Origin of the sequence: Paludisphaera soli, assembly GCF_011064595.1 — a bacterium.
In the GTDB taxonomy this organism is placed as follows: domain Bacteria; phylum Planctomycetota; class Planctomycetia; order Isosphaerales; family Isosphaeraceae; genus Paludisphaera; species Paludisphaera soli.
This window is the reverse complement of sequence record NZ_JAALJI010000027.1, coordinates 90,128-109,162: the sequence shown is the minus strand read 5'-3', so window position 1 is coordinate 109,162 and position 19,035 is coordinate 90,128. Positions and strand designations below refer to the sequence as shown.

Here is a 19,035-nt window from a genome sequence, read left to right as displayed (position 1 = left end):
GCCATGATGCCCGAATGTGTCACCCATGTCCCCGAACACCTGTTACCCATGTCCCCGGTCTATACACCCCCCCGCCGGGGGGGCTATGCGATATCAGACGGAAAGTCCCTCGCCCGCCGGATCCGTGCGGCGAGGGCTCGTTCTCACCCCCTTCGGGACCCGTCAGGCGATGGGGAGCGTCGGCGCGGCGCGGAGGCTCGCGTCGTCGTCCTTCTTCATCTCGCCTTCGTTCTTGTCGTCGTCGTCGTCGTCGTCGTCCTTGTCGTCGTCGCCCTTGGGCTCGGACTTCTCGGCCTTGGGGCCTTGAAGCTGTTCGAGGAGGCGGTCCATCTTGGCTTCGAGGGCGTCGAGGCGGCGGTCGGTCTCGGCGGGGCGGGCGGCCGGGCCCATGCCCATGCCCATGCCGGGACGGCCGGGGCCCATGCGCATGCCGGGGCCTCCGGGGCCTCCGGGGCCGAAGCGGGGGCCGGGGCCCATGCCCATGCCGGGGCCCATGCGGCCGCGGGGGGGGCCGGGGCGGCGGGCTTCGCGGCCGCCGCGTTCCTTCTGCTGGAGGTCGCGCTGGGCCTCGCGGAGCTGGGCCTGGAGTTCGCGGACGCGGTTGCGGGCGCTGGACAGGTCGTCGCCTTCGCCTTCGTCTTCATCCGCGTCTTCGTCCATGTCGGCGTCGGGCTTGGCCTCGTCCTTGTCGGCGCCTTCGAGGCGTTCGCGCTCGGCGTCGAAGCGGCGGCGGAGGGCCTGGCGGGCCTCGCGGCGGGGTTCTTCCAGGCTGTCACGCAGCTCTTCCTGGGCCTTGCGGAAGGCCTCGCGGGCCTGGCGGTCGACGGGGCCGCCTTCCTCGAAGGCGCGCTTCAGCTCCTCGCGGGCCTGTTCGAGGGCGGCCTTCACGTCGTCGGTGGAGACGTCGTCGCGCTTGAGGGTCTCGCTGACGGCCGAGGCGGCCTCGCCGAGCGCCTTGCGGACCTCCTCGGCGACGGGGGCGGCCTCGTTGGTCAGGCGTTCGGTCAGCTCCTGGATGCGCCGGGCGAGTTCGTCGGCGGTGGCCTCGGGCTCGTCCTGGTCGTCGGGCGGCTCGGGGGGCGTCGGGGCCTCGGGGGCGGCCGGCGGGGCCGGGGCCTCGGGGTGCTCGCGGGGTGGGCCGGGTTCCTCGAACGACCGGGCGATGACCGCCGGGGCGAACAGGACGGCCAGGCCGAGCAGGCCGAACCCTCCCAGCTTCTTCCACTTGCTCGAAACCTTCGGACGGGCGTGCATGTTCGTCCTCTCCTGGATGGGGGGTCGCTCCGATCCGGCCGCGTCGAGGCGCGGTCGTCGGACGTCGTCGCACGAATGGGGGCGTCGCGAAGGCGGGCGCGAGCCTTCAACGGGCCGCGCGCCGTCTCCGTCCACGATGGGGCCCGGGCCCGGCCGCGTCAAGCGGCGAGGTCGTCCGGCCTCGGTCGGGTCCTTCCCCGTTCGAAGGCATTCGCCGCGCCGTTGCGATTCTTGAGGCTCCTCGCGGAACGTCGCCGGTTTGGGACCGTCGACGGGCTCGGGGTGCCACGGGTTCGGAGAACCCGTGGACCGGCTTGGGATCTCGGCGACGGCCCGGGAACGGCCCGACGCCGATCCACGGGTTCACGGAACCCGTGGCACCCTAACCATTTCCCTGGCGACCCGTTGGCATGCGCCGCGGAGTCCCCGATCTTTCCCTTCGAAGCGCCGGCCGGACGGGCGTCAGGAAATGCCCAGGAGCTTCTCGACGGCCGCGCCGATGTCCGGGGCGCGCATCAGGGACTCGCCGACGAGGATCGCGTCGACGCCGGCGGATTGCAGCCGCTCGACCTGGGCGCGGTCGTGGATGCCGCTCTCGCTGACCAGGAGGACGCCGTCGGGGATCTGGTCGCGGACGCGCAAGGTCCGGTCCAGGTCGGTGGTGAAGGTGTGAAGGTCGCGGTTGTTGACCCCCACCAGGTCGGCGCCGGCGGCCAGCACGCGGGGGAGGTTCTCGGGGTCGTGGAACTCCACGAGGGCCGCCATGCCCAGCTCGCGGGCACGCTCCAAAAGCCGGGCCATGGTGGCGTCGTCGAGGATCTCGGCGATCAGCAGGATGGCGTCGGCGCCGGCCACGCGGGCCTCGACGACCTGGTACTCGTCGATCAAGAAGTCCTTGCGCAGCAGGGGGATCGCCACCGAGGCCCGGATCCTCGCCAGGTAGGAGAGGTGGCCCTGGAAGTAGGGGACGTCGGTCAGCACGCTGAGGCAGGCCGCGCCGTGGTCCTGGTAGGCGCGGGCGATGGAGACCGGCTCGAAGTCCTCGCGGATGACCTTGACCGACGGGCTGGCCTTCTTGACCTCGGCGATCAGCGAGATCGCCCCCTTGCCGTCGAGCGCCGCGCGGAAGTCGCGGACGGGGGGGGCCTCGGCGGCCTGGGCCTCCAGCTCCTCCAGGGGCATCCGGCGGCGGTCGCGGGCGACCTCGCGGCGCTTCGATTCGACGATCTCGTCCAGGATGCTGGCGGTCATGGGCCCGTCTTGAGGTTGAAGGTTCCAGGTGGCTCGGTCGGCCGTATCGGGGGATCGGTCGGAGACCGTGCGGTTTCGAGCGTCGGGGGCCTGAGTCTGGGCAAGCCGTGCCGGTCTTGAGGGTGGATCGGAGAAAACTTCGGCTTGACGTCTTGCGAAGCCGTCGCGCGCCCCGCTAAAGTCGGCAACATCATCAGAAGTCGCGAGATCAGGGCGTTTTCCGTTCCCGCAAGTCGTCGCGCCGAAGCGACGGTTGGCCAGCTTAGCGAATCGCGAGGTTTCCAGCAAACACGGACGTACCCGGAGCGTCGGACCGACGGACCGCCCCCTGCGCGGAGGCCTCGGCCCGAGGGCGAGATAAGGAGATCAGGATGACCACCATCGCGCACTGCCCCAACCCCTCCTGCGGCCGCCTCTCGCCCCTGGGGGACGACCCCCTGGGCCGGATCTTCCGCTGCCCCCGCTGCCTGACGAAGCTCCGCGCCGGCGAGCCGACGGCGTCGGACTCGGGCTGGACCGTCGCGGCGGCGCCCGCTCCGCGACGCGCGGCGGCCGCCTCGCGCCCGCATTCCTTCGCGTCCGCCCCCCGGGGCTTCGGTTCGGGGTCGGGCTCGGGAGGTGTGGCCGTGCTGGCCCGCCCCGTCCCGACGACCGGGACCGCGGCGCCGGCCCCGGAGAGCGGCGAGTTCCGGGTCGGCGCGTTCGACCCGGGGGGGGACTTCGACGAGCCCTGGGACGACCTGGCCGAGGCGGCCTCGGGCTTCGAGTGGAACGAGAGCTCGTACAACGTCCCGGCCCTGGGCGGGGGCGCGGGGGCCGACGCCTCGCGGACGGCGGTGTTCGCCGCGCCGAGGCACCTGGACCTGGAGCGTCGGGCCGCCGAGGGGGCCGACGAGCGGGGCCTGGCCCGGTTCCGGATCATGAGCCTGCTGGGCGAGGGCCGGCACGCCACGGTCTACCGCGCGTTCGACCCGACGCTGGAGCGTCAGGTGGCCCTCAAGCTGATGCGCGACGAGGCCCCGCGCTCGTCGCGGGCGCAGGAGCGGTTCCTGGGCGAGGCCCGCGCCCTGGCCCGGCTGAAGCACCCGGGCATCGTCTCCATCTACGAGGCGGGCCGCGACGGCGACCGGCTCTACCTGGCGCTGGACCTCATCGAGGGCCGGGGCCTGTCCGACGTGCTGGCCGAGGGCCGGCTCTCGCACCGCCGGGGGGCGGAGGTCGTCGCCGACCTGGCGGAGGCGCTGGCGTACGCCCACGGCCTGGGGATCGTCCACCGCGACGTGAAGCCGGCCAACGTCCGGATCGACGCGCGGGGGGGCGTCCACCTGATGGACTTCGGGATCGCCCACCGGCCGGACTCGGCCGGCCCCGCGTCGGCCTCGGCGCCCGGGTCGATCGTCGGCACGCCGGCGTACCTCGCCCCCGAGCAGCTGGCCGGCGAGCGCCCGGAGGCCCTGCCGGCGAGCGACCAGTACAGCCTGGGCGCGGTCCTGTACGAGCTGCTCTGCGGCCGCCCGCCGTTCGAGGGCCCGGCGTCGTCGGTGCTCGCCCGCGCGGCGGCCCACGAGCCCCCCTGCCCGGCCGTCGTCGACCCGCGCGTCCCCCGGCCGCTGGCGGAGATCTGCCGCCGGGCGACCGCCAAGAAGCCCGAGCGGCGTTACGCCTCGTGCGCCGACCTCGCCGCCGACCTCCGCCGCTGGCTCCGCGGCGAGCGCCCCCAGGCCCGCCGCCGCGCCTGGTTCGCCTGAGCCCCGCCCCCGGACGCCCCCGCCCCGGACGCCCCGCCGGCTCGCGTCGAGATTTTCGCGCGACGAGTTGGCCGGGGGGCCGCGACGGGCGATATTCCAGGGAAGGAGGGGCGCTTCCCATGATGATCGACACGGAACGATGCGGCCCGCGTCCTCGGCCGGCCGCCTCGACCGACGAGGGACCGAGGACGCCGAGGCTCCTGGTCGTGGACGACTCGGAGTTCGAACGCCGCCGCATCGCCGTCCTGCTGGGCGGATTCGAGGGCCTGGACGTGGGCTTCGCCCCCGGGGCCGCCGAGGCGCTGGAGGAGCTCGAACGCGACCCGCCCGACCTGCTCCTCAGCGACCTGGTCATGCCCGAGATGGACGGGCTGGAGCTGGCCCGTCGCGTGCACGAGGCCCGGCCCGGCCTGCCGGTGATCCTGATGACCGCGTTCGGGGGCGAGCAGGAGGCCGTCCGGGCGCTCCGCTCCGGCGCGTCCGACTACCTCCCCAAGTCGCGGCTGGACAAGGACCTGACGCCGACGCTCCGCCGCGCCCTGGACGCCTTCGCCTTCGACCTGCGTCGCCACCGCCTGGCGCGGGGGATGCGGAGCCAGGCGTCGACCTACGAGCTGGACAACGACCCCGAGCTGGCCTCGATGCTCGCCCAGGTGCTCGTCGACGAGGTCGCCGGGCTCGGGCTGCTCGACCGCTCGGCGCGGATCCGGCTGCGGGTCGCCTTGCAGGAGGCCCTGCTCAACGCCCTCTTCCACGGCAACCTCGAACTGGGCTCGGAACTGCGGCGGGAGGACGAGGCGGCCTTCCACGCCCACGTCGCCGCCCGCCGCGTGCAGGAGCCGTATCGGTCGCGGCGGATCCGCGTCCGCGTCGTGCTCGACCGCCGCGCGGCCGTCTTCGAGATCGAGGACCAGGGGCCGGGCTTCGACGTTCGTTGCGCCGGCCGCCCGGTCGAGCCGGAAGACCTGAAGCGGGTCGGCGGGCGGGGCCTGATGCTCATGCGCACGTTCATGGACGAGGTGTCGCACAACTCGCGCGGCAACGTCGTCACCATGACCATGCGGCTGGACGCGGGCCGATCCCCGGGGTAACGGCCGCCCGGGTCAGGTCGGCAGCGGCTCGTCGGCCTGGGGCTCCAGGTCGGCCCCGGCGATGGACAGCTCGGCGGCCGGGGCATCGGCGTCGATGAAGTCGTTGAAGGGCTCGTCGATCGACTCCTGGAGCTTCTGCTTCGTGGGGTCGCCCATCGCCTCGGGCCAGATGTAGAAGCCCCCCTTCCACGAGGGGGGGATCTCCCAGGTGCCCCAGATCCCCTTGCCCTCGTTGTACCCCTGGTACGAGACGTCGTGCTTGCCGAGGAACCGCTTGGTCCACCAGCACTTGCCGTCCTCGACCTGATACCGGCCCCGGATGAGGAAGTCGCCGATGAGGTCGCGGCCCTCGCCGGTCATCACGCCGTTCTTGAACGTCAGGCGTAGCTCCATCCCGTGCTTGCCGGGGGGGAGCTCGGCCTGGAGGAAGTAGCCGACCCAGGGGCCGGACGGGAACCGCGAGTCGGTCTCGAGGTCCAGGTCGGCGTCCGTCGGGCTCGGGTCCTTCGCGCGCGGGTCGGTGCTCATGGGGCGATCCTCGGGGCGAGGCGGCGGCGCGTTCGGACGCGCCTTCGGGTCGGTGTTCATGCAAGCGGCGGGCCGCGGCGCGTCGAAGCGCGGCGCCCACCGTTCAGGTATCCCCCGGCCCGGCGTCGACAAGGGGGAAACCGGGAAGGTTGGCCCGCGCCCTCGGCCCTGCTATGATCCTGGCTGGGCCCTCTTCCGAAAGCGCGACCGCGCGGGCCCGGTCGGGAAGGGTCGTGAGCTTCGGGTCGGAGCGGCGATGATCGACGAGAGGTCTGCAAAGCCGGCGGAGGTCCCGCGTCGCGGCCCGCCCCGGCCCGCGCGCGAGGTGGCGAGGGTGGCCGTGCGGGCCGACGGCCCGGGCGGCCCCGTCGAGCGCGACGACTGGGTGGCCGTCGAGGAGCCGCTGGAGATCCGCGCGAGCGGCCCCGGCCAGGAGCCGACCGCCGTCGCCGTGACGATGCGCACGCCCGGCTCCGACTTCGAACTGGCCGTCGGCTTCCTCCGCACCGAGGGCCTGATCGGCCCCGAGGACGAGGTCCTACCGCCGGACGCGACGCCGTCGCGCGGCTGCAACGTCGTCCAGGTCGCCCTGACCCGGCCGTTCGACGGCTCGGCCCTGAAGCGGAACTTCTTCGCGACGTCGAGCTGCGGGATCTGCGGCAAGTCGGCCCTCGACCAGGTGGCGGTGCTCTGCGGCCCGGTCGCGCCCGGGCCGACGGTCGGCCGCTCGGCGCTCCTGGGCCTCCCCGACGCCCTCCGGGGCTCGCAACGGGCGTTCGACCGGACGGGCGGCCTGCACGCCGCCGGCCTGTTCGACGTCGACGGCCGGCTGCTGGCGGCCCGCGAGGACGTCGGCCGCCACAACGCCGTGGACAAGCTCGTGGGCCGGGCCTTCCTCGACGGCGAGCTGCCGCTGTCGACCCGCATCCTGCTCGTCTCCGGGCGGACCAGCTTCGAAATCTTGCAGAAGGCGGCCGTCGCCGGCCTGCCGATCGTCTGCGCCGTGTCGGCGCCGTCGAGCCTGGCGGTCTCGGTGGCCGACCGGCTGGGGATCACCCTGGTCGGCTTCCTCCGCGGCGAGCACTTCAACGTCTACACCCACCCGGGGCGGGTCGACCCCCGGGTCTGAACTTTCGAGGAGATCGCTCATGGCGGACCACGGGGAGACGCCGATCGGGACGGCCGAGAGTGCCTCGGGTCCGGAGACGTCGGGCGTCGAGGCCGCGTCCTCGACCGCTCCGGTCGAGCTGTCGACGGTGGACGTCCGGCCGTACCACCATCCGGCGGCCGGCGTGGGGGCGATCGTCCACTCCACGGCCATGGCCCTGCCCCAGCTCGGGCTGCTGCGGTCGGTGTCGATGTCGCTGAAGATCAACCAGGTCGAGGGCTTCGACTGCCCGAGCTGCGCCTGGTCCGAGGCCGGCCAGGATCGCCGCGAGACCTTCGAGTTCTGCGAGAACGGCGTCAAGGCGGTCGCCGCCGAGGCCACCCGCCGCCGCGTCACGCCCGAGTTCTTCCGCAAGTGGTCGATCGACCAGCTCCGCGCGAAGGACGACCACTGGCTGGAGGACCAGGGCCGGCTCACGCACCCGATGCACCTCGCGCCGGGCGCCGACCACTACGAGCCGATCTCCTGGGAAGACGCCTTCGCCCTGATCGCCCGCGAGCTGAAGGCGCTGGGCTCGCCCGACGACGCCGTCTTCTACACCTCGGGGCGGACGAGCAACGAGGCCGCGTTTTTGTACCAGCTCTTCGCGCGGCGATTCGGCACCAACAACCTGCCCGATTGCTCGAATATGTGCCACGAGTCGACGAGCTTCGGCCTGCAGGAGCAGCTCGGCGTGGGCAAGGGGATGGTCACGCTCGACGACTTCGAGCTGGCCGACGCCATCTTCATCATCGGCCACAACCCCGGCACGAACCACCCGAGGATGCTGACGACCCTGGCCAACGCCGCCAAGCGGGGCTGCCGGATCGTGGTGGTGAACCCCCTCCGCGAGCGTGGGCTGGAACGGTTCGCGCACCCCCAGCACCCCATGGACATGCTCCACGGCGGCACCGCGATCGCTGAGATGTTCCTGCCGGTCCGGATCGGCGGCGACGTGGCGCTGCTCAAGGGGATCATGAAGGAGGTCCTGGAGGCCGAGCGCCGGAGCCCCGGCGAGGTGATCGACCTCCCGTTCATCCGCGACCATACGTCGGGCTTCGACGAGTTCCTGGCCGACCTCGACGCCACCCCCTGGGACGCGATCCTGGGATCGTCCGGGGTCGACCGCGAGGCGATCCGCAAGGCGGCCGACATCTACGTCTCGTCCGACCGCGTGATGGCCTGCTGGGGGATGGGGACGACCCAGCACCGCCACGGCGTGTCCAACGTGCAGGCCATCGTGAACCTGCTCCTGCTGCGCGGCAACGTCGGCCGCGCCGGCGCTGGGGCCTGCCCGGTGCGGGGCCACAGCAACGTCCAGGGCGACCGGACGATGGGGATCTTCGAGCGCCCGTCCGTCGGGTTCCTGGACCGGCTGGCGAAGGTCTTCGGCTTCGACCCCCCGCGCGAGCACGGCTACAGCGTGGTCGAGGCGATCCGGGCGATGCACGAGGGGAAGGTGGGGGTCTTCTTCGCGATGGGGGGCAACTTCGCCGTCGCCTCGCCCGACACCGACTACACGGCCGAGGCCCTCGCGCGGTGCCGGCTGACGGCCTCCGTCGCCACCAAGCTGAACCGGGGCCACCTGACCGTCGGCCGCGAGGCCCTGCTCCTCCCCTGCCTCGGCCGCACCGAGCTGGACGACCAGCCCTCGGGCCGGCAGTTCGTCACGGTCGAGGACTCCATGAGCGTCGTCCACGCCTCGCACGGCGGCCTGACGCCGGGCTCCCCCCTGCTCCGCAGCGAGCCCTGGATCGTGGCGCAGATGGCCAAGGCCGTCCTGGGCGCGACCGACCCCGTCGACTGGGACGCGCTCGCGGCGGACTACGACAGGATCCGGGACCTGATCGCGAGGACGATCCCCGGCTTCCACGACTTCAACGAGCGGGTCCGCCGCCCCGGCGGCTTCACCCTGATCAACCCCGCCGCCGAGCGCCGGTTCATCACGACGACCGGCAAGGCCCGGTTCATGACCACGCCGATCCCGGCGGACGCCCGCACCCCCGGCCGGCTCCTGCTGGCGACGATCCGCAGCCACGACCAGTTCAACACGACGATCTACGGGTACGACGACCGCTATCGCGGCGTCCACAACGCCCGCCGCGTCGTCTTCCTGAACGCGAGCGACGTCGAGCGCCTGGGCCTGGTCGACCGCCAGGTCGTCGACCTGATCGGCGAGCACAATGGCGAGACCCGCGTCGCCCCGCGCTTCGCCGTCGTCGTCCACGACATCCCCGAGGGCTCCGCCGCCGCCTACTACCCCGAGACCAACCCCCTCGTCGCCGTCGACGACGTCGACCCCGAAAGCCTCACCCCGTCGTCGAAGTCCGTCGTCATCCGCGTCGTCCCCACCACCCACCCCACGGAGGCCCCGGCCGCGAGCTGACGCGGCGATCGCCGGCCGGCCCCGGGGCTCCGGCGGGCGTCGCGGAATGCGCGGGCCGTCCGGGGTCGGATAGCGCGACCATCTCGATGAGGTCGCGCACCTTGTGCGGCAGGTCGGTCCGCCGCAGAGCTTTCAACTCGTCGCGGGCGATGTCGTCGTGGTGGATGCGGATCACGCGGAATGAGGAGGAGGCCTCGTCCAGCCGCTTGGAGACCGATCGTGCAGCGGCGTCGCCCCGAGGTGTCACGATTGCCTCAGCTTGAGGAGGAAGAGGTCGCCGAAGGCCGTGTTGGTCCTTTCCTGGGTGCCCTGCAGGGTGGGGTCGAAGTCGGTCGTGCCCGCGCCCCAGAGGCCGGCCAGGTAGATGATGCCGGAGGCGTCCACCGAGAGCCCATGACCGGCGTCGGGACCGGCCCCGCCGAAAGTCACGGCCCACGCGAGGTTGCCGGCGGAGGTGTATTTGCTCAGGTAGACGTCCGCGGCTCCGTGGCTCGGCGTGTCCGGCAGGCCGAAGCCGGGGCTGAACCCGGGCGCGGCGGAGGAGAACCAGCCGGTCACGTACACCGCCCCGGCCGCGTCGAAGGCCACCGCCGCGGCACCGTCGCCGCCCGTGTGCCTGGCCCACGCCAGCGAGCCGTTCGACGTGAGCTTGACGACGAACCCGTTGACCAGCCTCGTGTCCGGGAGCCGGGTGTCGACCGACGCGCTCGGGTTGAAGTCGATCTCGCCCTGGAAGTTGCCGACGACGGCGACGTCCCCCGCGGCGTCCGCCGCGATGTCGAAGATCGTCAGGGCCGAGCCGGAGGTCTTTTGAGTCGGCCTGGTCTGGAAGGCCGAGACCCAGCCGTAGGCCCCGGCCGAGGTCAGCTTGAGTACGTAGCCGGACCCGTAGTTGCTGTAGCTGCCGGATGCGGATGCGTAATTCGCCTTCTTGGGGCTGGGGTTGAAGTCCGGGTTGCCGCTGAACCGGCCGGCCACGTAGATGTTGTTCGCCGCGTCTGTCGCCACTCCGTAAGCCCCGTGGGTCGGCCCGGCGAAGGACGCGCTCCACACGGCCGCCCCGGTCGGGCCGTATTTCCGGACCTGGGACTCGTTCGCGATCCAGCCTTTGACGGGATCGGAGTAGGCCGAGGTGCCGACCGAGATCACGTTCCCGGCGCCGTCGACGGCGAGGTCGTTGCCGACGTCCTGCTCGGACGAGCCCCAGCCCTTCGCCCAGACGACGCCGCCGCTGCCGTCGAGCTTGGCGACGAAGGCGTCGGCGTCCCCGGCGGACGTGAGCCGGAACGCCCCAAAGTCCGCCTGCCCGAAGAAGGTGCCGGTGACGTAGACGTTGCCGGCGCCGTCGACCCGGATGCCGTTGCCCTTCTCGAACTCATCCAGGTTGGACTGCCGGACGTAATCGCCGCCCAGGCTTCTAGCCCAGGCGAACGAGTTGTCGGCGTTGTACTTGGCGACATAGGCGTCCGACGTGCCCCTGGGGGAGAGGATGTCGGAGCCGTCGGCGCGGACGTTCGCCGGGTCGAAGTCCATCGTCGCCTGGAGGTTGCCCGTGACGTAGGTGTTCCCGGCCGCGTCCACGGCGCTGTCCGTGAGCGAGATGGATGCGGTGTCGTTGCCGACCGTGAGGACGGAATCGAAGGCGACGGACAGGACGATTCGCCCTTCGAGGGTCGTCAAGATGGGACGCAGCGCCCGCCGAGGGCCCGGGAGGCGCTGGGAATGGCGATGGCGCGGCGACGAGAACGACGTCCACATGGCTAGGTTCCTCGGGGTCGGTGGGCTGCGCCCGGAGAGTGCGCGCGGCGCGCACCCCGGGCGTCTGCGGAGCCCGACCTCGCTCCGCAGGGGTTCCTCTCGCCGCAGGGACCATCCCCGCGGCCGGCTTCATCGCGTCAGCTGACTCGGCTCACCTGCCGGCGAGCCCTTCAATCCGGCGGCTCCTGCGAGGCCTCCTCCTGAGGCGGAGCCACCCCGAGCAGGGCCGCGGCTTCGGCCCGGACGGCCCGCAACATCGACGGTAGGGGATAGGCCTGACCATGCCAGCCCTTCTCATAGCCCGTGAGCCATTCGTCGGCCCGCCGGTACACCTCGCGGGCCTGGCCCGGCTCGCCCAGCCGCCAGTGGGCCATCGCGAGGAAGAAGTCGGTGCTCTCGGCGTCCTTCAGCTTGTTCAAGGTTCGAATGCATCCCCTCCAATCCCCGGCGCGGTACTGCGCCCAACCGAGCGACTGCGAGGCCATGTCGTCCCCCGGCTCGAGCGAAACAGCCTTCTCCGCCCAGGTCAGGGCAAGCCGTGGGTCACGCATGCCTTCGGGTGCCGCGGTGAGGACGTCGGCGAGAACGCGGAGAGTTTTGGCGTCGTCCCGGGCCAGGTGGCCGGCTCCTTTGACGAGCGCCCGGGCACGGAGGAGAATCCCCTGAGTGTAGGCCTCACGCCAGGAAGGCGTAGCGTATGTCGCGTCGACTTCCTGGCTCTGCGCGGCCTGGATCATAAGACCGGTGATCTCCAGCACGAGCCCACCTAGTCGATCCGGCCCGCGGTCTTGTTCCGAGAAGTCATGGAGGACCAGGTACGCCCATTCCTCGCCAGCACGGCCCGCCGCGTCGAGGTCGCCCAGCCGAAGCAGGACCTCCGTGAGTAGCAACAGTACGTCCACGCGTCGGGTTCGGGCGCCGATCAGCCCGGGGTGGGCAGCGGCAAACTCCTTGGTCAGGGCCAGGAGCTGCTCCGCCACCCGGCGCACCTCCTCGGGCTTGTCCAGGGCGCGGAACGCGAGCGCCAGATGCACCAGGTCGTCCGTCCACTGAAAGTGGTATTCGGCCACTCCGGGGTGGTGGTCCACCAGCCGTTGACCGATCCCCACGGCGCGGGCGCAAAGCGCCTGGCGCTCGGGGTCGTCCGGCCGGCCGGCGAAGGCGATCGTCTGAGCGAGATTCGTCAGGGAGATCGCCAGGGAACGTTGATAGTCGGGGACCTCGGGAAATTCGGACGCCAGGCCGTCGGCCAGAGTCAGGCTGCGGCGTTCGACCGTTTCCTCCTCGGCGAATCGCTTGGTCCGGTGCAGGACCTGGCCGAGGTTGGTCAGGGCCTCGCTGAGGGTGTCTCGGACCCGCGCCTCGGCGGGTCGCTGCTTCAGGAGTTCTGAGAGCAGGGTGTCGGCCAGTCGCAACGCCGCCTCGGCCTTCTCGTTTTCCAGACCCCACCAGACGTGGTGCATGCCCCTCGTGGCGTGGGCCCGCGCCAGGCCGGCGCGATGGTCGAACTCGGTCGGATCGTCCTTGACGAGAGCCTCCCAGACCTCGAGGGCCGAGCGCAACGCGGCGTCGGCCTCGGGCAATTGACGGACCCGGGTCTGCAGGGAGCACAGGAGCTGGTAGGTCTCGGCGAGCCTCCGCCGGTCGTCCGGGGTTCCGCGACGGGCGGAACTTACCTGCGCCAGCTCTCGCCCGGCCTGGAGCAGCTCGCGTCCGACCTCGGTTCGCTTGGCATCCGCGTCGACGGGGGCGAGTTGGATGCCGCCTCCCTCGATCTTCACGGCCGCCTCCCGCCCCTCCTCCCAGCCGGTATGGAGGACCACATACGCCCGCCTGACCCGGGCCTCGGCTAGCAGCAAGAGGGCCTCGGGCCGGCCGGGGTCGCGACGCGCAAGCTCGGTCCCCCGGGCGGCGACCTCGCGCCAGGTCGCCTCGGCCTCCGCGTGCCGGCCCAGTTTGGTCTGGATCCTCCCGACACGGTACAGCGCCCGGGCCGCCTCGTAGCGGACCTCGGGGTCGGAACTTTCCTCCGCCGCGAACCTCTGGTAGAAGGCCAGGGCCTTCTCGAGGAACTCCCGCTGGAGGGCCGTGAGCGAGGCCCGGTCCGTCAGCCAACGCTCGGCGACCTGGCTGTACATCTCGTCGACGGCCCGCCGCGCCTCGGACGAGCGCGCCTCGGCCCTCCGCTCGGCCCTCGCCGCCCGGACCGCCTGCCAGGTGCTGGCGACGGTGCCCGCAGCCAGGGCCAGGCCGACCGCCGTGCCGGCCGCGAGCAGGGCCCGGTTGCGGCGGGCGTACTTCCGGAAGCGATACCACGGCGACGGCGGGCATGCCTCGACCGGGCGGTCGGTCAAGTACCGCAGGACGTCGGCGGCGAAGTCGGTGGCCGTCTCGTAGCGGCGGCCCCGGTCCTTCTCCAGGGCCTTCATCACAACCCAGTCGAGCTCGCCCTTCACCGACGAGCCGAGCCGCTTGGGGTCGGCCTTCCGCTGGGCCGAGACGGTCGTGAGACGCTCGCCCAGCGTGCTGAGCCGCGTGCTGGGCTTCGGCGGCTCCTCCTCACGGATGATGCGACGCATCTCGTCGAACGCCGCCCGCCTGAGCGTCTCGGAGTCGAAGGGCGTCGTCCCGGTCAGGAGCTCGTAGAGCAGGACTCCGAGCGAATAGACGTCGCTACGGGTGTCGACGTCGGCCCCCGAGAGCCCGGCCTGCTCGGGGCTGGCGTAGAGCGGGGTGCCGACGAACTGGTGGAAGCCCGTGTAGAGCGTCTTGTCGGTGAGGGCATGGCCGACGGCCTTGGCCACTCCGAAATCGATGATCTTCGGCGTCGGCACGCCGTCGACGATCGTGACGAGGACGTTGGAGGGCTTCAGGTCGCGGTGGATGATCCCCTTCTGGTGGGCGTGCTGCACCGCGCGACAGACCAGCGTGAAGAGCTCCAGACGCTCGGGAATCGTGAGCTCCTCGCGGTCGCAGTACTCGGTGATGGGCAGGCCGCGGACCAGCTCCATCACGAAGTAGGGCCGGCCCGCGGGGGTCATCCCGCCGTCGAAGACCCTGGCGATGTTGGGGTGGTCCATCATCGCCAGGGCTTGCCGCTCGGCCTCGAACCGGGCGATGACCTGCCTGGAGTCCATCCCCGGCTTGATGACCTTCAGGGCCACCCGGCGTCGGACGGGCTCGGACTGCTCGGCGACGTGGACGACGCCCATGCCCCCCTCGCCGAGGGCCTCCAGCAGCCGATAGGGCCCGATGGCCGCGCCGGGTTCGTCGGCGGCCAGGCGGGAGGTGGGGTCGGCGGTCCCCGTCGGCGAGGAGGCCGGAGCCTCCAGGAAACCGCTCGCCAGGGCGTCATGGGACAGGAGCCGCTCGACGCGTCGCCGAAGCTCCTTGTCGCCGCAGACCCGATCCAGGAACGCCGCGCGAGCCGCCCGGCTCTCCTGCTCCAGGGCCGCGAAGAAGATCTCTTCGATGTTCGGAGCCGTCGGTTCCATCGCTCAAAGCCCCCGTCGCCGCATGACCCGTCTGGAGGGGTATGCGAAATCCGCGGCCCGCCGGCATCACCGGGCGGGCGGATTTTCGGGATTCTCCCCGTCAGCCTCGGCTCCCCGAAGTTCGCCGTGCAGCCACGCCTTGGCGTAACGCCAATGGCGTTGGACGGTCGCACGCGAGATCCCGAGGGCGTTCGCGGCGTCCTCCTCGGAGAATCCGGCGAAGTAGCGGAGCTTCACGAGCCGGGCCTTCGGCGGGTCCTCGGCTTCGAGCCTGGCCAGGGCCTCGTCGAGGGCCAGGAGCTCTTCCGAGGGGGCCGGGGCCGCGATGTCGACCTCGTCGAGGCCCCGCCGCTCCAGGAGGCCGCCGTGCTTCTCGGCCCGCTTGCGGCGGGCGTTCTCGACGAGGATGCGGCGCATCGCCTCGGCCGCGGCGGCGAAGAAGTGGCCCCGGCCGTCCCAGCCCGGGTCCTCCGACCCGACCAGGCGCACGTAGGCCTCGTGGACCAGCGCCGTGGCCTGGATGGTCTGGCCCGGCTTCTCGCAGGCCAGCCGCCGGGCGGCCAGCCTGCGGAGCTCGCCGTAGACCAGCGGCAGCAGTCGGTCGGCGGCCTGGGGGTCGTTCGGCTCGATGGCCGAGAGGATGCGGGTCACGTCGTTCATCGACCCCTTCCGCCCGGGACAGGTCCCGGGTCTCTGCAACGCCGCTCGGGCCGCCCCGAAGCCCGCCCTCGGGTCGGGGCTCCCTCTCCAAGCTATCGACCATCGGTGCGACGAGATAGACCGGTCCGATTTCGTGCCGCTGTGTTCCGGATTATTTCCATCGACGCCTGGAATGTCGGCAGTCGTCATCTCGGTCTCGCCGAGCGCCGGTTCATCACGACGACCGGCAAGGCCCGGTTCATGACCACGCCGATCCCGGCGGACGCCCGCACCCCCGGCCGGCTCCTGCTGGCGACGATCCGCAGCCACGACCAGTTCAACACGACGATCTACGGGTACGACGACCGCTATCGCGGCGTCCACAACGCCCGCCGCGTCGTCTTCCTGAACGCGAGCGACGTCGAGCGCCTGGGCCTGGTCGACCGCCAGGTCGTCGACCTGATCGGCGAGCACAAGGGCGAGACCCGCGTCGCCCCGCGCTTCGCCGTCGTCGTCCACGACATCCCCGAGGGCTCCGCCGCCGCCTACTACCCCGAGACCAACCCCCTCGTCGCCGTCGACGACGTCGACCCCGAAAGCCTCACCCCGTCGTCGAAGTCCGTCGTCATCCGCGTCGTCCCGACCACCCACCCGGCCGAGGCCCCGGCCGCGAGCTGACGCGGCGATCGGCCAACCTCGCGGTTGTTAGGCTCGCGGAAGCCGTCGCCGGCGGGCCCGCCGGGACGGACGATTCGCCTCGCGAGGCCTGGCGGATCGGAGAAGATCCTACCCGCCCCGAAGGCGGTGCGATGGGCCCAAGACTAGGCCGCGGCCTGCGTCGTAGAATGCTCTTTATGTTCGCCACGGCCCCCTAACGGTGACTGGAGCTGGGTCGTCTCAGCTTGCCAATGGCCGATTGACAGCCGATGATACAAGCCTTTGAGAACTCCGTACCGTGATGCGTCTCTCATCCCCGTAAAAGAAGCCGACCTATGACGAATTCGACTGCATCACGAGCGGGCGATTCGTCGGACCCGAAGGCCGCCTCGTGGTATCAGGTCACGCTCGCCGCCATCGGCGACGCGGTCTTGACCACCGACCCTGAAGGCCTCATCACCTTCATGAACCCCGTCGCCGAGACGCTGACCGGATGGACGTCCGACGAGGCCCACGGGAAACGCTTGGAAGACATCTTCCGCATCCTCAACGAAGAGACCCGCAAGCCCATCGAGCAGCCGGTGAGGAAGGTCATCGACACGGGGCTCGTCCGCGGTCTCGCCAATCACACGGTCCTCATCGCCAGGGACGGCAGCGAGCTCCCCATCGACGACAGTGCCGCCCCGGTCTGGGGCGAGGACGGAGAGCTCGTCGGCGTCGTCATGATTTTCCGGGACATCACGGAACGTCGGCAGAACGAGCACCTCATCGCGGCGGCCAGGGGATACGCCGAGAGCATCGTCAACACGGTGCGAGAGCCGCTGCTCATCCTCCAGGCGGACCTCCACGTTCGGTCGGCCAACCGCTCCTTCTACGAGATGTTCCGGGTCGGTCCGCCCGAGACCGAAGGCCGATTCATCTACGACCTGGGCGACGGCCAGTGGGACATCCCGGCACTTAAGACTTTGCTGGAGGAGGTCATCCCCGAGAACAGCTTTTTCGACGACTTCGAGGTGGAGCACGATTTCGAGACCATCGGCCCGAAGACGATGCTGCTCAACGCCCGCCGCTTCCCCCCCGAAGGCAAATGGGAGCTTATTCTCCTCGCCATCCAGGACATCACCGAACGCAAGCGGCTCGAAGTCGAACGCGAGGGGCTGCTCGCGGCGGCCCACGAGGCACGAGACCGGGCCGAGCAGGATGCGGCCAAGCTCGCCGACGCCGACCGGCACAAGAATCAGTTCCTCGCGATGCTCGCCCATGAGCTCAGGAACCCGCTCGCCGCAGTCAGGAACGCCGTCGAGGTGGCCTCTCGCTCGGGCTCGAAAGAAGCCCTCGAATGGAGCCGGGACGTCACCGCCCGTCAGGTCGGCAACTTCGCCCACCTCATCAACGACCTGCTGGACGTCGCCCGCATCACCGAAGGCAAGATCCAGCTCCAGAAGGAGCTCATCGACGCCGCCCCGGTCATCCGCCACGCGGTCGAAGCCGTGAAGCCCATCGTCGAGGAGCGGAGGCATGAGATGCTCCTCTCGTACACGTCGACCGATTTGAGACTAGAGGCCGACACGACCCGGCTTGAGCAGATTCTCGTGAACCTGCTCACGAACGCGGCCAAGTACACGCCGCTCGGGGGTCGTATCCAGCTCATCGCCGGAGTCGAAGGGGACGAGGTGGTCTTTCGCGTCCGAGACAACGGCCTCGGCATCCTGCCCGAGCTGCTGCCGAAGATATTCGACCTCTTCACCCAGGGAGACCGCTCGCTCGACCGGTCGGAGGGAGGGCTCGGCATCGGGCTCACGCTCGTCCGGTCATTGGCCGAGCTTCACGGCGGGACCGTCGCCGCCGCGAGCGACGGCCCCGGCAAGGGGAGCGAGTTCGTCCTCCGTCTACCTGCCGCCGAAGTTCGGGCCGAGACGGAATCCCATGCGAAGGGGGGAGCGACCCCACCGAAGTCCCGCCGCTTCCGTATCCTCGTCGTCGATGACAACATGGACACCGCGAACGGGATGGCCCGCCTCCTCGAACTCTCAGGCCATGAAGTCTGGGTGGCGAATAACGGCCCGGACGCTCTCGTCACGGCCCGCGAGCAGCGGCCCGAGATGATGCTCCTCGACATCGGCCTCCCCGGCATGGACGGGTACGAACTGGCGTCCTCGCTCCGGAGAGAGGAGTGGAGCAAGGACGCGGTCCTAATCGCCGTCTCCGGCTACGGGGAGGAGCAGGCACGTGACCGCTCGAAGGCGGCCGGGTTCAATCACCATTTAGTTAAGCCGGTCAACTTCGACACCATCCTCGCCCTCATCGGCCGTCCCTGATTCGCTCCCCCCGTCGCGGTGAGCATGCCCGGCCGCGACGAGCCGCCCGCATCGACGCTAACGCCCGCCGAGCATCACTGCTCCGCGGGCGTTATTACCGCGCCGTTCCGCCGCCCGGCCTCAGCGAGAGGACGTATCGCCGGTGCGGTGGGTGGTCACCGCGTGGTTCTTCCTGGGCATGAGGCCCGCCAGGCCCGCCAACCCGATGAGTCCCAGCCAGCCGGGGTTGAAGCCGTCGTCGTCCCGGTCAGTCCGGGTGGCCGTCGTGCCGGAGTCGGTCCCGGTCATGGACCCGGTGCGGTCGCCGGTCGCCTGGGCCGAGGCCCGCCCGGCGAAGGGGCAGAGGGTCAGGGACAGGCCGAGGAGGGCGAGGGCGAGGCGGTTGCGAATGATGCGAGGCATAGGGGCTCCTATTGGTCTGCTGGGATGGTGCTGTTTGAGCCGTACCCCGTGAGCGGGGTCCCGGTGCGAGGACGTCGTGTCACCCTGGTTCGGTCCCCCGGCGAAGCCGGGGGGCATCCTGAAACTTATCGGAAAACATGAACAAGCAAATATGAAGCCAACCCTTGCGTGCTTGGGCCGTGCTCGTCTGGGCGATGAGGCGGTCGCTCGCTCCGTGATTCTCCGGGCGGTACGAGGGCTCATGGTCGCCAACTGGATGCCCCTTTGCCGGAGATAATTCCCTTTATCTCCGCCAACAGGTCGGGCGACACGGCTCAATCGGAGCGAATCCAAGTCATGTGAGCTTGTCCGAAGACAGGAAA

At 70.9% G+C, this 19,035-nt stretch carries 13 protein-coding genes; 6 read left to right on the top strand and 7 right to left on the bottom strand.

Annotated elements, in window-relative coordinates; all coding sequences use genetic code 11:
• Positions 1–162: 162 nt before the first annotated feature.
• Positions 163–1,254 carry a hypothetical protein gene (locus G6O68_RS25770; protein WP_165251542.1) on the bottom strand — a complete coding sequence of 364 codons (1,092 nt, stop codon included), beginning with the start codon at positions 1,252–1,254 and terminating at the stop codon, positions 163–165.
• A 462-nt stretch (positions 1,255–1,716) separates the two neighbouring features.
• Positions 1,717–2,505, bottom strand: coding sequence for an indole-3-glycerol phosphate synthase TrpC (gene trpC, locus G6O68_RS25765; RefSeq protein ID WP_165251540.1), 789 nt, complete (start codon positions 2,503–2,505; stop codon positions 1,717–1,719).
• 371 nt (positions 2,506–2,876) lie between these two features.
• Between trpC and G6O68_RS25760 the strand changes: the two genes are divergently transcribed.
• Together G6O68_RS25760 and G6O68_RS25755 are read left to right on the top strand one after the other, a co-directional pair.
• Complete coding sequence (locus tag G6O68_RS25760) at positions 2,877–4,253, top strand: serine/threonine-protein kinase (protein ID WP_165251538.1); 1,377 nt, start codon at positions 2,877–2,879, stop codon at positions 4,251–4,253.
• Between the two features lie 119 nt (positions 4,254–4,372).
• The gene (locus tag G6O68_RS25755) at positions 4,373–5,344 is read left to right on the top strand and encodes a response regulator (RefSeq protein ID WP_165251536.1); all 972 of its coding nucleotides are present in this window, start codon (positions 4,373–4,375) and stop codon (positions 5,342–5,344) included.
• A 12-nt stretch (positions 5,345–5,356) separates the two neighbouring features.
• On the opposite strand, the gene G6O68_RS25750 is transcribed toward G6O68_RS25755, so the two are convergent.
• Complete coding sequence (locus G6O68_RS25750) at positions 5,357–5,872, bottom strand: hypothetical protein (protein ID WP_165251534.1); 516 nt, start codon at positions 5,870–5,872, stop codon at positions 5,357–5,359.
• A 256-nt stretch (positions 5,873–6,128) separates the two neighbouring features.
• On the opposite strand from G6O68_RS25750, the gene fdhD reads away from it, so the two are divergent.
• Both fdhD and G6O68_RS25740 read left to right on the top strand, forming a co-directional pair.
• The gene (gene fdhD / locus G6O68_RS25745) at positions 6,129–7,001 is read left to right on the top strand and encodes a formate dehydrogenase accessory sulfurtransferase FdhD (protein WP_165251533.1); all 873 of its coding nucleotides are present in this window, start codon (positions 6,129–6,131) and stop codon (positions 6,999–7,001) included.
• Between the two features lie 19 nt (positions 7,002–7,020).
• Complete coding sequence (locus tag G6O68_RS25740) at positions 7,021–9,405, top strand: FdhF/YdeP family oxidoreductase (protein WP_165251532.1); 2,385 nt, start codon at positions 7,021–7,023, stop codon at positions 9,403–9,405.
• A 243-nt stretch (positions 9,406–9,648) separates the two neighbouring features.
• Here G6O68_RS25740 and G6O68_RS25735 read toward each other — a convergent pair whose 3' ends face one another.
• The 3 genes from G6O68_RS25735 to G6O68_RS25725 form a co-directional block, all read right to left on the bottom strand.
• Positions 9,649–11,163, bottom strand: a complete 1,515-nt coding sequence (locus tag G6O68_RS25735; protein ID WP_165251531.1) for a hypothetical protein — start codon at positions 11,161–11,163, stop codon at positions 9,649–9,651.
• Between the two features lie 170 nt (positions 11,164–11,333).
• Positions 11,334–14,657: a serine/threonine-protein kinase gene (locus G6O68_RS25730; protein WP_165251530.1), complete on the bottom strand. Its 3,324-nt coding sequence runs from the start codon at positions 14,655–14,657 to the stop codon at positions 11,334–11,336.
• A 66-nt stretch (positions 14,658–14,723) separates the two neighbouring features.
• Complete coding sequence (locus G6O68_RS25725; RefSeq protein ID WP_165251529.1) at positions 14,724–15,317, bottom strand: sigma-70 family RNA polymerase sigma factor; 594 nt, start codon at positions 15,315–15,317, stop codon at positions 14,724–14,726.
• Between the two features lie 240 nt (positions 15,318–15,557).
• Here G6O68_RS25725 and G6O68_RS25720 point away from each other — a divergent pair, with 240 nt between their 5' ends.
• On the top strand, positions 15,558–15,974 hold the full coding sequence (locus G6O68_RS25720; protein WP_165251528.1) for a molybdopterin dinucleotide binding domain-containing protein: 417 nt from the start codon (positions 15,558–15,560) through the stop codon (positions 15,972–15,974).
• A gap of 314 nt (positions 15,975–16,288) precedes the next feature.
• Complete coding sequence (locus G6O68_RS25715) at positions 16,289–18,271, top strand: PAS domain-containing hybrid sensor histidine kinase/response regulator (protein ID WP_165251527.1); 1,983 nt, start codon at positions 16,289–16,291, stop codon at positions 18,269–18,271.
• Positions 18,272–18,391: 120 nt separating this feature from the next.
• Here G6O68_RS25715 and G6O68_RS25710 read toward each other — a convergent pair whose 3' ends face one another.
• Entirely contained in the window at positions 18,392–18,673 is a 282-nt protein-coding gene (locus G6O68_RS25710; protein WP_165251526.1) for a WGxxGxxG family protein, read from the bottom strand.
• Positions 18,674–19,035 lie beyond the last annotated feature (362 nt).

Coding starts and splice junctions, on each gene's coding strand:
- G6O68_RS25715 (WP_165251527.1), top strand. CDS start 16,289: ATGACGAATTCGACTGCATCACGAGCGGGCGATTCGTCGGACCCGAAG.
- G6O68_RS25755 (WP_165251536.1), top strand. CDS start 4,373: ATGATGATCGACACGGAACGATGCGGCCCGCGTCCTCGGCCGGCCGCC.
- G6O68_RS25735 (WP_165251531.1), bottom strand. CDS start 11,163: ATGTGGACGTCGTTCTCGTCGCCGCGCCATCGCCATTCCCAGCGCCTC.
- G6O68_RS25730 (WP_165251530.1), bottom strand. CDS start 14,657: ATGGAACCGACGGCTCCGAACATCGAAGAGATCTTCTTCGCGGCCCTG.
- fdhD (WP_165251533.1), top strand. CDS start 6,129: ATGATCGACGAGAGGTCTGCAAAGCCGGCGGAGGTCCCGCGTCGCGGC.
- G6O68_RS25750 (WP_165251534.1), bottom strand. CDS start 5,872: ATGAGCACCGACCCGCGCGCGAAGGACCCGAGCCCGACGGACGCCGAC.
- G6O68_RS25720 (WP_165251528.1), top strand. CDS start 15,558: ATGACCACGCCGATCCCGGCGGACGCCCGCACCCCCGGCCGGCTCCTG.
- G6O68_RS25760 (WP_165251538.1), top strand. CDS start 2,877: ATGACCACCATCGCGCACTGCCCCAACCCCTCCTGCGGCCGCCTCTCG.
- G6O68_RS25740 (WP_165251532.1), top strand. CDS start 7,021: ATGGCGGACCACGGGGAGACGCCGATCGGGACGGCCGAGAGTGCCTCG.
- G6O68_RS25725 (WP_165251529.1), bottom strand. CDS start 15,317: ATGAACGACGTGACCCGCATCCTCTCGGCCATCGAGCCGAACGACCCC.
- G6O68_RS25770 (WP_165251542.1), bottom strand. CDS start 1,254: ATGCACGCCCGTCCGAAGGTTTCGAGCAAGTGGAAGAAGCTGGGAGGG.
- G6O68_RS25710 (WP_165251526.1), bottom strand. CDS start 18,673: ATGCCTCGCATCATTCGCAACCGCCTCGCCCTCGCCCTCCTCGGCCTG.
- trpC (WP_165251540.1), bottom strand. CDS start 2,505: ATGACCGCCAGCATCCTGGACGAGATCGTCGAATCGAAGCGCCGCGAG.